The organism is Tessaracoccus palaemonis (genome assembly GCF_019316905.1).
GTDB classification, from domain to species: domain Bacteria; phylum Actinomycetota; class Actinomycetes; order Propionibacteriales; family Propionibacteriaceae; genus Arachnia; species Arachnia palaemonis.
Map to the genome: position 1 here is coordinate 2,127,117 of NZ_CP079216.1, position 13,700 is coordinate 2,140,816.

Genomic DNA, 13,700 nt, shown 5'->3' on the forward strand with positions numbered 1-13,700 from the left:
CGGCCGACGACCCTGTCGCGCCGTTCAGGATGAAGCGCCCTGTGGATAATTCAGACGGGCGTGCGAAAAGTGTCGGTGGCGGGTCGTAGCGTAGGTGTCATGGAAACCCGGCGACGCGACGATTCCCGGCAGGCGACCAACCGCCTCCGCGCCGGTGTCGTGCTGCGTCGCCGCGGCGAGGCCGAGGAACTCGAGGCGATCTGCGACCGTGCCCTGGCCTACCGCCTGGATGAGGCGGACCTCCTCGACTACGGCACCGAGATCCACCGCGACCGCGACACCAGACTCCCGGAGAAACTGATCCACCCCGGCGGGGGAGGCACCCCGAGCGTGTCGGAGTTCCTCGCCATGGAGGTCGCCGCGCTGCTGCGGTGTTCCCAGACCTCCGCGATCGAGAGGATCGCCTCCGCCCTGAACCTGAAGTACCGCCACCCGATGCTGTTCGAGGCCGTGATCAACGGGGAGGTCGAATCCTGGCTCGCAGCGAAGGCGGCCTGGTTGTGCCGGGACCTGGACCCGATGCAGCCCGAGACCGTCACGGCCCGTTGGCTGCCGAGGCAGTACGGGCTGGTGCCCAGCGCCGCGCTGGGAGAACTGAAGAAGCTGATCATCCGCGCCGACGCGGCCGCGGCCAGGGCACGGGAGGCGGAGGCCCGCGCGCGGCGCGGGGTGTGGCTGCGTGACGAGGAGCCGGGTGTCACCAGCATCGGTGGCCGGCTTGACGTGTTGGACGGCAGGATCGTCGACGAACGCCTGCACCAGATCTCGGAGCGGTTGAAGGCCAGGTATCCCGGTCTGGGCCACTCCGCGCGGCGTGCGAAGGCCCTGTCCCTGGCCATGAACCCCGACCTCCTTCTCACCATCCTCGAAGCCGACCAGCCCGCCCTCGGCATCGACTGCGACAGCATGGACGGCTGCCTCGACCACCGCGGCATCGACTGCACCGGCCCGGGCGACGGCCTGGCCCTCTTGGACAGCGACTGCACCAGCTCGGTCTTCGAGCCGGTGCCGCCGGAGCGGCCGGACGAGGACGATGAGCCTCCGTTCCCTGATGATGAGCCTCCCGACTGGCAGCCACCCGACGATCCGCGGCTGGATCGCTCGGGTGGGGTGGGACCTTTCGCTTCGCTCAAGGCACCTCGACAGGCATGTGCTGAGCCCCGTCGAAGTGCTCGGCGACCCGACCGGTCACCTGAGCCGACCCGGTTCCCTGAGCCGCCTTTCCGGTTCCCTGAGCTCGTCGAAGGGCGCCGAGCGGAGCGAGGCGAAGACCCACCACCCCACACTGCCCTCCTGGACGGGGCCGGGACAGAGCCCGGTCTGCGTGGCCGGCGACCCGCCACCCCACCGCCGCCCCCGCCCGCGCCGTTGCCGAGGGTGGAGATCGTCGTGCACATCACCGCCGACGCGGACGGAACCCTCGACCCCATCGCGTCGGTCGAACGCGCCGACACGCTCACCACCACCCTGCTCGGAGAACTCCTCGGCGACGGGTACCGCAACGGCGAAATCAGCCTCAAGGTCCAGCCCGTCATCGACCTGAACACCACCCCCGCCGCCGACGGGTACCGGCCGACTCGGCGGATGCGCAAAGCCCTCCGGCTGCTGCGACCCACCGAGGCGTTCCCCTTCTCCACCCGCACCCGCCGGCTCGACATCGACCACAACACCACCTACCAGCCCGGCCGACCCGGCCAGACCCGACTGGACAACCTCGCCCAGCTCTGCCGCCGCGTCCACCGCGGCAAGACCAAAGGCGCCTGGGTACTGAACCAGATCGCACCAGGCCACTTCCGCTGGACCAGCCCCCTGGGCTACGTGTATGAGGTCACCAGCGGCGGCACCTGGCTGGAATGCACCCCCGACCTCGGCCCACACCTCAGCCCCATCGACAAGACCATCCAGGACTGGTGCGACACCATCGCCGACGACGCCACCACCCTCGCCCGTTGCGGCTGACAACACTCCCTGGGGCTCCCGCCGCTCCGTGCGACGGACTCCCTTCGCTTCGCTCAGGGCACCTCGACAGGCTCGGCGAACCGTACCGGGCACCTCGACAGGCTCGGCGAGCCGGATCGGACACCTCGACAGGCTCGGCGACCCGAACCAGGCACCTCGACAGGCTCGGCGACCCGAACCAGGCACCTCGACAGGCTCGGCGACCCGAACCAGGCACCTCGACAGGCTCGGCGACCCGAACCAGGCACCTCGACAGGCTCGGCGACCCGTACCAGGCACCTCGAAAGGCCCGAACTGAGGCCGTCGAAGTGCTCGGCGACCCCAGCGGTTCCCTGAGCTCGTCGAAGGGCCCTGAGCGAAGCGAAGGGAATCAATCTCCCCAGGCTTCTCCCTTCGCTGCGCTCAGGGCGTCTGCGACGGGCTCGAACCGGTCACCTGACCCTGACCCGCCTGCCCTTTCCCGCACAACAATGCCTATACGGGGACCGCTGCAACATAGACACAGCAGCACCGACATACGCATCGTTGTGCACCGGAACCGAGTTAGGACCCTTCGCTGCGCTCAGGGCGTTTCGACAGGCTCAACGACCCGAGAAGGCACCACAATGCGAAGCCCTCCCCTCACCCGAGGGTGAGAGGAGGGCGGGCTCGTCGGTCGGGTCAGCGGATGCCGCGGAACGAGAAGGTGAACACGCGCTCGCGGTCGGCGTCGATGCGGAACTCGGGGTGCTCGCGGGCTCCCCACGAGTCGTCACCGGCGACGCCGCGGCGCACCGCGACGGGACGGATCCACGTGCGGCTGATCGGCGGCAGCTCCGTGTGGTGGGCAGCGTTCTCGATCTCGAACGGGCTCCACGGCAGCGCGGAGAACTCCATGCCGCCCTGGCACTCGAACCTCAGGCCGGCGCCACGGGCGTCGGTCACCTCCGCCCACCGGACACCGGTGTGGCCACCGGCCTCCTGCGGCCGCAGGTAGCGCGTGAGCTGATTCTTCACCTCGGCCTCCCATACGCCCAGCCGGACGCCGCCGCGGCGGTCGATCGAGGACTCCTCCGGACCGTCGCCGTACCAACGGAGCTGTCCGAGGTCGGCGTCGACGCAGAAGAGCATCCCGAACTCGGGCAGCTCCGGCAGCCCCGCCCCGGGGCGCAGGGTCACGGTCGTGGTGACCGTGCCGTCGCCGAAGACGCGGTAGGACACGTCGCAGGAGCTGACGGGCCTGGTGGGCAGCGAGTAGGCGTAGACCACCTCGATGCTGTCGTCGCGCTCGATGACGCCTGCCATCGCGCTCTCGCCGCGCGGGCGGGCGTAGCGGCTGGCGAGCAGCCAGTCGCCGTCGGTGAAGGGCGCCTTCCAGCCGAGCTCGTTGGACGTGGGCGCATGCCAGAAGTTCGGCATGGGGACCTCGCGGAGCAGCTCGTGACCGCCGTCGGGCGTCGAACCGTACCGGTAGGACTGGATGCCGCCGTGCAGCTTCGAGAACAGGACCTCGAAGTGTCGGCCCCGGACGCCGACGTTGTGGATGCCACGGACGATCTCCGGCCGCGCGGGCGCGGCCGGGGCGACGGCGCCCGGCACCTCGATCACCGTCTGCTCGAAGGCGACCTCGTGGCCGGCCGGCGCGTAGCGCGTGGCCGAACGCAGCCGGAACGACACCTCGAGGGTGTACTCCCCCGGCACCTGCGGGATCGCGATCGGCAGCGGGTAACCCGCGGACCCGCCGGGCGCGACATCGGTGTCGATGACGCCCGTCTCCATCACGCGGCCCTGCTCCGCCAGCGTCACGACGCACTCGTAGCGCGACGTGGACGTGAACAGCTCCCGGTTCGTGACCGTGACCTCGTCGGCCCCGACGCTGGCCAGCACCGGCTGGTACAGGTAGGCGAGCTCACGCAGGAACGGCTTGGGCGTGTGGTCGGCGAACAGCAGGCCGTTGCCGCTGAAGTCGCTGTCGTGCGGAGCCTCGCCGCAATCGCCGCCGTAACCGAAGTACGGGTTCCCGTGCCGGTCGGTCAGGGCGATCGCCTGGTCGGCGAAGTCCCACACGAAGAAGCCCTGGAACAGCGGCTCGCGGTAGGCGAGGTCGAGGTAGCGGTCGACGGCCCCGAACGAGTTGCCCATCGCGTGGGCGTACTCGCACAGGATGTACGGCTTGTCGCGGTGGACGCTCAGGTGCTCCTCGACCGCCGCGGCCGACGTGTACATCGTGCTCGTGATGTCGGTGGTCTCCGGGTAGCGCGGATCCCAGGCGACGCCCTCGTAGTGCACCGGGCGGGTGTCGATCTCACGGAAGTGGTCGCCGACCTGCAGCAGGTCCGTGCCGCCGAAGGACTCGTTGCCGAGCGACCAGATCACGATGCTCGGGTGGTTGCGGTCGCGCCGGTACATCGAGTCGGCCCTGTCGAGCAGCGCCGGCAGCCACAGGGGGTCGTCGCCGGGCACGGACTCGGACACGGGCGTGTCGAAGTACCGGATCCGGTCCCACAGGCCGTGCGTCTCGAGGTTCATCTCGTCGATGACGTAGAGGCCGTACTCGTCGCACAGGTCGTACAGGAACGTGTTGTTCGGGTAGTGGCTGGTGCGGACCGCGTTGATGTTGTTGGCCTTCATCAGCTGCAGGTCGGCCTCGGTGCGCTCCCTGGTCATCACGCGGCCGTTGAGGCCGAACTCGTGCCGGTTGACGCCCTTCAGGACGACGCGCTGCCCGTTGATCTTCAGCAGTCCGTCCTCGATGCCGAAGCGGCGGATGCCGACGCGCTCGGGAATCACCTCCGTCAGGGCCCCGCCCGCGTCGCGCACCTCGAGCGTGAGTCCGTAGAGGTGCGGGTCCTCCGCGCTCCACAGGCGCGGGTCGGTCACGGTGATGGAGAAGGCGCCGTCGCCGTCGGCCGTCAGCTGCCCGACGCCCTCGAGGCTCGCGGTCACGGCCCCGTCGCCCACGAGTTCGGTGACGACGCGGACGGTCGCGGTGGCGAGATCGTCGGACAGGTCGACGCGGATGTCGACGTCCTCGACGTGCGCGCGGGGTCGACGGTAGAGGACGACGTCGCGGAACAGGCCGGAGAACCGGTAGAAGTCCTGGTCCTCGAGCCACGAGGCGGCGCTCCACTTGAAGACCTGCGCGGCCAGGCGGTTCTCACCGTCGACCAGCGCGTCGGTCAGGTCGAACTCGCTGGGCGTGAACGTGTCGCAGGCGAACCCGATCCAGGTGCCGTTGAGCCACACCGCGATGGCGCTCTCCGCGCCCTTGAACGAGACGCTCAGCCGCTCACCGGCGGCCAGCGGCGTCTCGGGCGTGAAGAACGTCACGTAGCTGCCGACGGGGTTGAACAGCTGCGGAGCGTCGCCGATCGCGACGTCCTCGCGGCCGTCCCACGGGTACTGCGTGTTGGCGTACTGCGGGCGGTCGTAGCCCTGCAGCTGGATGTGTCCGGGGACGACGATGTCGTCCCAGCCCGTCACGTCGACGTCCGGCGACTCGAAGCCGGGGATCGTCAGGTGCGGGTTGCGGGCGTAGTGGAACTTCCACAGCCCGTTCAGGTTCTGCTCGAACGACGAGCGACCCGACGCCGCCTCCTGCGCATCGCTGAACCAGCGGTGCGAGGAGTGGGCGTCGAGCCGGTTCTCACGGAACAGGCCTGGGTCGGAGATCCTGGTCAGGTCGAAGGTCACTTGATGGCTCCTGTGATGCCTTGGGCGAAGCTGCGCTGCAGCGCGAGGAAGACGACCATCGCGGGAAGCGAGGCCAGCAGCACGGCGAGCATCAGCACGCCGTAGTTGGTCACGTAGCCGGCGCTGAGGTTGGAGATCAGCATCGGCATCGTCTGGACCTTGTTGTCCAGCAGGATGACGCGCGGCCAGAGGAAGTTGTTCCACGCCGTCATGAACGTGATCACGGCCGCCGCGGCGAACGTGGACTTCATGGTCGGGATGTAGATGCGGAAGAAGATCTCCAGCTCGCGCAGCCCGTCGAGGCGGGCGGCCTCGATGATCTCGTGCGGGAAGCTCCTGGACGACTGCCGAAACAGCAGGATCAGGAACGGCGTCGAGATGGCGGGCAGGATGACGGCGAACGCGCTGTTGACCATCCCGAAGTTCGCGAACATGCGGAACAGCGGGATCATCGTCGCGGCGAACGGGATCATCATGGCCAGCAGCAGGACAGCCATCAGCAGGTCCTTGCCCTTGGAGTGGTAGATCTCGAAGCCGTAGCCGGCGATCGAGCAGACCAGCAGCGCCAGCACCGTCGTGGCGACGGCGTACAGCGCCGAGTACCACATGGCCGACGCGACGTCCGCGGCTGCGACGAGATCCTGGAAGTTCTGGATCAGGTTCGCCCCCGGCAGCAGCCGGGAGGCCAGCACGTCGGTGCTGGTGTTGGTCGCGCCCACCACCATGAAGTACAGCGGGAACAGGGAGAAGATCGAGAAGATCGTCAGGAACGCATAGCCAGGGACCTTGCGCCAGGTTGTCCTAGTCACGCTTGTCACCCACCTTCATCTGGATGAGGGCCAGCACGGCCACGAGGATCAGGATCACGTAGGACAGCGCGGAGCCGTACCCGACGTTGGGGTTGCGCTGGAACGAGATCTCGTACAGGTAGTGCGACATCGTCATCGACTGGTACGCGGGCCCGCCACGGGTCAGGTTGAACGACTCATCGAACAGCTGCAGCGTGCCGTTGGTCGACATGATCGCCGTCAGCAGGATCATCGGCTTGAGCTGCGGCACCGTGACGAACCAGAAGGTCTGCCACGAGTTGGCGCCGTCGACCTTGGCCGCCTCGACGCTGGAGGCGTCGATGTTCTGCAGCGCGGCGAGGTAGAACACCATGTTGTAGCCGGTCCAGCGCCAGATGAGGCCGAGGATGATGACGAAGCGCGCGGTGCCCGCCTGGCCGAGCCAGTTGATCGGCGAGTCGATGAGGTGCAGCCACATCAGGGCGTCGTTGACGAAGCCGTCCGTGGCGAACATGGTGCGGAACACCAGCGAGTACGACACGAGCGAGACGGCACAGGGCAGGAAGATGGCGGTGCGCCAGAAGGCCTTCCACCGGAGGTTGGGGTTGTTGAGCAGGTTCGCGAGCACCAGTGCCAGGATCAGCATGATCGGCACCTGGATGATCAGGTAGATGAACGTGTTCGACAGGGTGAGCTTGAAGATCTCGTCCTGGAACAGGCGCTGGTAGTTGTACCAGAGCGGCTCTGCCCAGTCGAGGTTGCTGCCCCGGCCCGTCTGGAGGGACAGGATGAACGCCTGGATCATGGGCCAGAAGCTCATGATGGCGATCAGCGCGGCGGCGGGGATCAGGAAGACCCAGCCGGTGAGGTTTCGACGTTGCGAGGGGCTCATCGAGCCGCGCGGCCGCTTCGTTGCGGTGGGTTCGTCGACGACGGTTGCGGACATGGAATCGGTCTCCTTTCGCGTGCGGATCATGGGACTCAGGGGTGCCGGGGGTGCGGCCGCGGCCACACCCCCCGGCACCCCTGCAGATCTGTCTCAGATCACTGCATCGCGAACTCGACCGTCGACTGCGCCTCGGCGAGGGCGGTGTCGACGTCGGTGCCGCCGATGATCTTGGTGAGAGCGGCGCTCACCGCGTCACGGGCCTCGTAGTAGTAGACGCCCGTGTTGTTGCTCGGCACCTTGGTGCCGAACTCGACGACGTCCTTGTAGATGGCCTGGCCGCCCCAGAACTCCTGCGGCTCGGCGTAGACGTCCGAGTCACCGGCCAGGATCCAGTTGGCGACCGCGCCGGCCTCCGGGAGGATCGTGTCGTAGAGCTCGGTCGAGCCGGCGAAGGTCGACTTCAGGAAGTCCGACGCCAGGTCGAAGTCGCCGGTGGAGCTGATGGCCCACGACGAGCCGCCGTTGGCGGAGTAGTTGGTCGCGCCGGAGACCCCGTCGAGGGCGGGCACATTGGTCAGCCCCCACTTGCCGGACTGGTCCTCCGCGGTCTGGATGGAGCCGACGATCCAGATGCCGTTGACGGTGGAGGCCACCGTCGAGTTGGTCAGCGTGCCGATGTACTCGTCCCACGAGTTGACCTCGACCATGACGCCCGCGTCGACGAGCTCCTTGTACTGCTCGACGGCAGCCTTCAGGGTCGCGTTGTCCGTGATGGTGGGGTTGCCCTCGGCGTCGAACAGGCTGGCGCCGGCGCTCTGGAGCATCATCATGATGGTGTCGGACGAGCCGGCCTGGCCGGACAGCATCGGCTTGCCCGTCTTCTCCAGGACGTCCTTGCCCTTGGTCAGGAAGTCGGACCAGGTGATGTCGGTGAAGTCGTCGACGGTGTAGCCCGCCTCCTCCAGCACGTCGGTGCGCAGCGCGGTGACCGCGGTGCCGGCGTCGAACGGCAGGCCGTACTGGGAGCCGTCGACGTTGGAGTACGCCTTCACGCCGTCGGGGAACTCGCTGAAGTCGATGCCGGAGTCGTCCAGCGACGCGACGAGGTCGGGGTAGTTCTGCACGTTCTTCTGGAACGCGTTGTTCTGCATCAGGAAGATGTCGGGCAGCTCGTCCCACGACTGCGCCTGCGCGATCGTGGTCAGCTTGGTCTGCAGGTCATCCCACGGCACCTCGACGATGTCGAGCTTGAAGTCCGCGTGATCCTGCTGGTAGACCTTCTCGGCCTCCTGCATGGCGAAGATGTTGAAGGCAGGGTCCCAGGTCCACACGGTCAGCGTGTTGTCGCCGCCGCCCTCCGAGCTTGCGCCATCGGAGGAGTTGCCGCCACCGCAGGCGGTCAGGGAGAGGGCCAAGATGCCAGCGCTGACCAGCGCTGTCAGCTTCCTGGTGTTCTTCATGTTTGGACGGTCCTTTCGTTGGTCCTTAGCGGGAGCGTTCGCACCCCGTAAACACACTTCACGGCACGAGAACCCGGCCCCGGTCGGCCGCTTCCACTTCAGGTCCGGCAGCCTCGCCAGCCCCTGCGCCGCAGCCCTCAACCGCGAGGAGCACGACTTGTTTACGTTCCCACAACGTAACACCGGATTCGGGCATGCGCCAGTGCCATGGGGGTTCCATTGAGTCTCAAATTGATAACGATGCGCACAGGCAGGGTCAACCTGGACGAGAATGGTCACGTTCACATGGGATTGTCACCGCGGAGTTGCTAGCATCACCGTCATGGATCACGCGCAGCGCGGCGCCCAGCGTCCCAAGTCCCCCTCGATCGGCGATGTCGCACGCCTCGCCGGCGTCTCGGCCCAGACAGTCTCCCGCGTGTCCACCGGGGCTCAGAACGTCCGGCCGGCCACGAGGATGCGCGTCCAGGAGGCGATGAGCAAGCTGGGCTACGTCCCGAACAGGGCCGCGCGGGCGCTCCGCAGTGGTGCCTTCGGCGCGCTGGGGATCATCACGCAGCGCCTGGAGCGCACGGGCGACGCCCTCACGACTGCCGCGGTGGTCTCCTCCGCGCAGGAACGCGGGTACGCCACCACGCTGCTGGAGGTGCGCAATCCCGATTCAGGGGAACTGCGCGACGCCAGCGACCGGCTCTCGCACCTGGCCGTCGACGGCCTCATCATCATCAGGGCGGGTCACGCCACCCACCGTTCGCTGACCCTGCCGCCGGCACTGCCCGTCGCCGTGTCCGACTCCCGCCTGGTGGGCCACTACTCCTCCGTCGTGGCGAACCAGATCGGCGGCACGCAGGAGGCGGTCAGGCACCTCCTGGGGCTGGGACACAGGACCGTGCACCATATTGCCGGCGCTGCGGACTCCCAGCCGGCCGTCGTCCGTAGCGCCACCTGGCGCCGTTGCCTGAACGAGCATGGGATCGTGCCCCCGGAGCCCCTGCAGGGCGACTGGACCGCCAGGTCCGGCTACCAGGCCGGTCAGCGGTTGGCGGCCGACCCGGACGTGACGGCCGTGTACTGCGCGAACGACGAGATGGCATTCGGCCTGATGCGTGCCCTGCACGAGGCGGGGCGGCGGGTTCCCGACGATGTCTCGGTCATCGGGTTCGACGGGATCGCGCTCAGCGAGTTCTCCTCCCCCCCACTGACCACCATCCGGCAGGACTTCACCCGCATCGGCACCGAGCTCGTGCGCCTGGTCGCCGAGCAGCTCGACGGGGCGGCCACCGGGACCCCGGCGAGGGTCGTGGTACCCACGGAGCTCCTCGTCAGGGGCACGACGGCTCCGCCCGCCCGCTGATCAGTCCCGCCTGCGCACCCCGGGCCCGGCCTGCCACAATGACGAGGTGGACGCGTCGACGATCTTCATCCTGGTGGTGGTCGCCGCCCTCGTCGGCGTCCTGGTGTACCTGATCCGACGGAACCGCTACGTCGCGTCCCTGCGGGCCAGGGGCTGGAACTTCGTCGCCTCGCCCGGCCTGGACGTCACGCTCGGCCTGAACGTCGCCCCCTTCGGGTTGGGTTTCGACCGGCGCGCCAGCGACCTCGTCTGGGGCGCCGCGAGCGACGGGACCGGCTTCCGGGCGTTGCGGTATCGCAGCTCCGCGGCGCGGCCCGACGGCCTCGTCGTCGTGCTGGCACTTCCCAGGTCGCTGCGTCCGGACGCCGCCACGGGGATCACGGTCACCCTTCTCGAGGAGGAGTCGCTGCACGTCGACCACGACCAGCTGGTGCTGGTGGGCGCGCCCACGGACGCCGCGGGGCTCGACGCCGCCGTGGTCCGGCTGGCCGAGGCACGGGGCCGGCTCCTGGCCTCTCCCGCGGCCTCTCTCGACGGCCCTGTTCCGCCGCAGTGGCTGAGCTTCCAGGGCCACGCCGACTGGGTGTACAAGCCCCGGGACGACACGTACCTGCCACTTGTCTCCTGCACGACCGACGGGTTCTCCCACGAGGCGCGCGACATCATCCTGCGCGCGGACGGCCCGCTGCCCTTCGTCCGGCTCACGCACCGCTGGCAGACGAGCCACACGTGGGTCGACTCGGAGGGCAGGTCGCACACCAGGACCGACAACCACTCCGAGGTCGTCGGCGAGTTCATCCCCCAGTTCCCTTTCGCGGACCTGTCGGTCAACTGGGGCCTCTTCGGCCGCAGCCAGGAGTTCGAGTGGGCCGAGTTCAACCGGCGCGCGCGCATCAACGCTCCCAACGAGCGCTTCGCCTCCGACGTGATCCACCAGCGGATGATGGAGTACCTGCTGAGCTGGAACGCGCCGGCGTTCTCGATCGCGGCGGGCAGGATCCGCTTCGGCGGCCCCTGGGCACCCGAGGACATCGCCGCCATGGACCGGTTCCTCACGGGATTCTTCGCCCGCGTTCCGGATCACGTCTACAGGGACCTGGGCGCGGCCCAGCGTCCCTTCCCGAAGGCGACCGACGCCGTCAGCCCCTGAGCGCCGCCCCGACGATCCGGCCCGCCTCGGCGCACTGGTCGAGCGTCACGTCCAGGTGCGTGACCGCGCGCAGCGCCGTCGGCCCCAGCGTCGTCAGCCGCACGCCGGCCTCGACGAGGCGGGCGGAGGTGGCGGGGGCATCCGCCATCGGCACGATGACGATGTTCGTCTCCACGCCCGCCAGGTCGACGGTGCCCGGCGCCTCCGCGTTGACGGCCTCCGCGAAGGCGCGCGCGGCGGCGTGGTCGTCGGCGATCCGGGCCAGGTTGTGGTCCAGCGCATGGGCGGCAGCGGCGGCGAGAACCCCGGCCTGGCGCCACCCGGCACCCAGCCGCTTGCGCTGCACGCGGGCGCGCGCGATGTTGTCGGCGGTACCCACCAGCACCGACCCGACGGGCGCTCCGATCCCCTTCGACAGGCAGAGGCTGACGGTGTCGAACAGCGCCCCGTACTCCGCGAACGAGCGGCCGGTGACCGCCGCGGCGTTGGCGAGCCGCGCCCCGTCCAGGTGCAGCTTCACGCCCGCCGCGCGGAACGCCGCGGACAACTCGACCAGCTGATCGAAGTCCTGCACGGTGCCGCCGCCGAAGTTGTGGGTGTCCTCCACCGCGACGCAGGCGGTCTCGACGAGGAAGGGCCCGCAGCCGGTGGCGATCAGCGCGGTCACGTCGGAGGCCCCCAGCCGCCCCCGGTCGGACGCCCAGGTCCGCATGGTGACGCCGTGCAGCGCGCCGTGCGCGCCCATCTCGGCACGGGCGATGTGCGCCCACTGGTCGCACAGCACCTCCCCGCCGAGCGGGGTGTGCAGCCACACCCCCAGAAGATTGCTCAGCGTGCCGGTGGCACAGAAGAGCCCCGCCTCCTTGCCGAACAGCCCGGCCACGCGCGCCTCGAGGGCGTTGACCGACGGGTCGTCGCCGTAGACGTCGTCGCCCACCGGGGCGGCCGCCATCGCGGCCAGCATCGTGGCGTCAGGGCGCGTGACGGTGTCGCTGCGCAGGTCGATCACGCCGGTCACAGCTCCTTGGCGTCGAACTGCTGCACGGGGTTGACCCTCCTGAGCCGCCCGGAGCGCAGCCGCTTCGCGACCGTGAAGGCCAGCTCGAGCGACTGGTTGCGGTTGAGCCGCGGGTCGCAGACGGTCTCGTAGCGGCTGGCCAGGTCGTCCTCGCTCAGCCGGTTGACGCCGCCGACGCATTCCGTGACGTCGTCGCCGGTCAGCTCGACGTGCAGGCCGCCGGGCCAGGTGCCCAGCTGCTCGTGGACGTCGAAGAAGCCGTTGACCTCGTCGACGACGTCGGCGAAGGAGCGGGTCTTGTAGCCGTTGGCGGCCTCGAACGTGTTGCCGTGCATCGGGTCGCACACCCACGCGACCTTGCGGCCGGTGGCCTCGACGCCCGCGATGACGCCGGGCAGCACGTCGCGGACCTTGCCCGCGCCCATGCGCGCGATGAACGTGATCCGGCCGGGGACCCTGTCGGGATCGAGGCGGTCGGCCAGCGCGATCGCCTGTTCCGGCGTCGTCGTGGGACCGAGCTTGATGCCCAACGGGTTGCGCACCCGGCGCAGCAACTCGACGTGCGCGCCGTCCAGCTGGCGGGTCCGCTCGCCGATCCAGAGCATGTGGCCCGAGCAGCCGTAGAGCTCCTGCGAGCGGGAGTCGACGCGGGTCAGCGCGCGCTCGTACTCGAGCAGCAGCGCCTCGTGCGAGGCGTAGAAGTCGACGGTGTCCAGCGAGTCGTCCTGCACCCCGCAGGCGACCATGAACGCCAGCGCGCGGGAGATCTCGTTGGCGAGGTCCTCGTACTCGGCCTCGACCTCGGAGTCGCGCACGAACGCCGAGTTCCAGCTGTGCACGCCGCGCAGGTCGGCGAAGCCGCCCTTGACGAAGGCCCGCACCAGGTTCAGCGTCGCGGCCGAGGAGGTGTACACGTCGAGGAGCCGCTTCGGGTTGTGCACCCGGGCCTCGGGCGTGAAGTCGAAGCCGTTGATGGCGTCGCCGCGGTAGGCGGGGAGCGTCACGTCGCCGCGGGTCTCGGTGTCCTTGGAACGCGGCTTGGCGTACTGCCCGGCGATGCGGCCGACCTTGACCACGGGCACCTGGGCCGCATAGGTCATGACAACGGCCATCGACAGCTGCACGAGCAGCTTGCGCTTGATGTTCTCCGCCGTCACGGCCTCGAAGGTCTCGGCGCAGTCGCCGCCCTGCAGGAGGAAGGCCTTGCCGTCGGCGACGTCGGCCAGCTTCAGGCGCAGGTCGTCGCACTCCCCCGCGAACACGAGCGGGGGCAGCTTCTCCAGGGAGTCGATGGTGCGGTCGAGAGCCCGCCGGTCCGGGTAGCTCGGCTGCTGGATGAGTGGCAGCGCGCGCAGTTCTTCCCGGGAAATGATGCTCGACATGGCGCCAAGGGTACTAGAGAGGACACGG

Annotated in this window: 9 protein-coding genes; 3 read left to right on the forward strand and 6 right to left on the reverse strand. The window is 69.0% G+C overall.

What is annotated here, in order from left to right; all coding sequences use genetic code 11:
• The first annotated feature begins 99 nt into the window (after positions 1-99).
• Positions 100-1,959, forward strand: a complete 1,860-nt coding sequence (locus tag KDB89_RS09640; RefSeq protein ID WP_219080554.1) for a DUF222 domain-containing protein — start codon at positions 100-102, stop codon at positions 1,957-1,959.
• A gap of 660 nt (positions 1,960-2,619) precedes the next feature.
• On the opposite strand, the gene lacZ is transcribed toward KDB89_RS09640, so the two are convergent.
• From lacZ to KDB89_RS09660, 4 genes are all read right to left on the reverse strand, one after another.
• On the reverse strand, positions 2,620-5,631 hold the full coding sequence (gene lacZ, locus KDB89_RS09645; protein WP_219080556.1) for a beta-galactosidase, LacZ type: 3,012 nt from the start codon (positions 5,629-5,631) through the stop codon (positions 2,620-2,622).
• Positions 5,628-6,440, reverse strand: a complete 813-nt coding sequence (locus tag KDB89_RS09650) for a carbohydrate ABC transporter permease (protein ID WP_219080558.1) — start codon at positions 6,438-6,440, stop codon at positions 5,628-5,630. The genes lacZ and KDB89_RS09650 overlap by 4 nt, the downstream gene beginning before the upstream one ends.
• The gene (locus tag KDB89_RS09655; RefSeq protein ID WP_219080560.1) at positions 6,433-7,365 is read right to left on the reverse strand and encodes a carbohydrate ABC transporter permease; all 933 of its coding nucleotides are present in this window, start codon (positions 7,363-7,365) and stop codon (positions 6,433-6,435) included. Before KDB89_RS09655 ends, KDB89_RS09650 begins: the two co-directional genes overlap by 8 nt.
• 98 nt (positions 7,366-7,463) lie before the next feature.
• Positions 7,464-8,768, reverse strand: coding sequence for an ABC transporter substrate-binding protein (locus KDB89_RS09660; RefSeq protein ID WP_219080562.1), 1,305 nt, complete (start codon positions 8,766-8,768; stop codon positions 7,464-7,466).
• Between the two features lie 322 nt (positions 8,769-9,090).
• On the opposite strand from KDB89_RS09660, the gene KDB89_RS09665 reads away from it, so the two are divergent.
• Together KDB89_RS09665 and KDB89_RS09670 are read left to right on the forward strand one after the other, a co-directional pair.
• Positions 9,091-10,122, forward strand: coding sequence for a LacI family DNA-binding transcriptional regulator (locus KDB89_RS09665; protein WP_255555870.1), 1,032 nt, complete (start codon positions 9,091-9,093; stop codon positions 10,120-10,122).
• Between the two features lie 46 nt (positions 10,123-10,168).
• Positions 10,169-11,272, forward strand: coding sequence for a hypothetical protein (locus KDB89_RS09670; protein WP_219080564.1), 1,104 nt, complete (start codon positions 10,169-10,171; stop codon positions 11,270-11,272).
• Here KDB89_RS09670 and KDB89_RS09675 read toward each other — a convergent pair.
• A complete protein-coding gene (locus tag KDB89_RS09675; RefSeq protein WP_369408083.1) occupies positions 11,262-12,290 on the reverse strand; it encodes a threonine aldolase family protein in 1,029 nt (342 codons plus the stop codon). The genes KDB89_RS09670 and KDB89_RS09675 overlap by 11 nt on opposite strands.
• The gene (locus KDB89_RS09680) at positions 12,287-13,672 is read right to left on the reverse strand and encodes a class II 3-deoxy-7-phosphoheptulonate synthase (RefSeq protein WP_219080566.1); all 1,386 of its coding nucleotides are present in this window, start codon (positions 13,670-13,672) and stop codon (positions 12,287-12,289) included. Before KDB89_RS09680 ends, KDB89_RS09675 begins: the two co-directional genes overlap by 4 nt.
• Positions 13,673-13,700 lie beyond the last annotated feature (28 nt).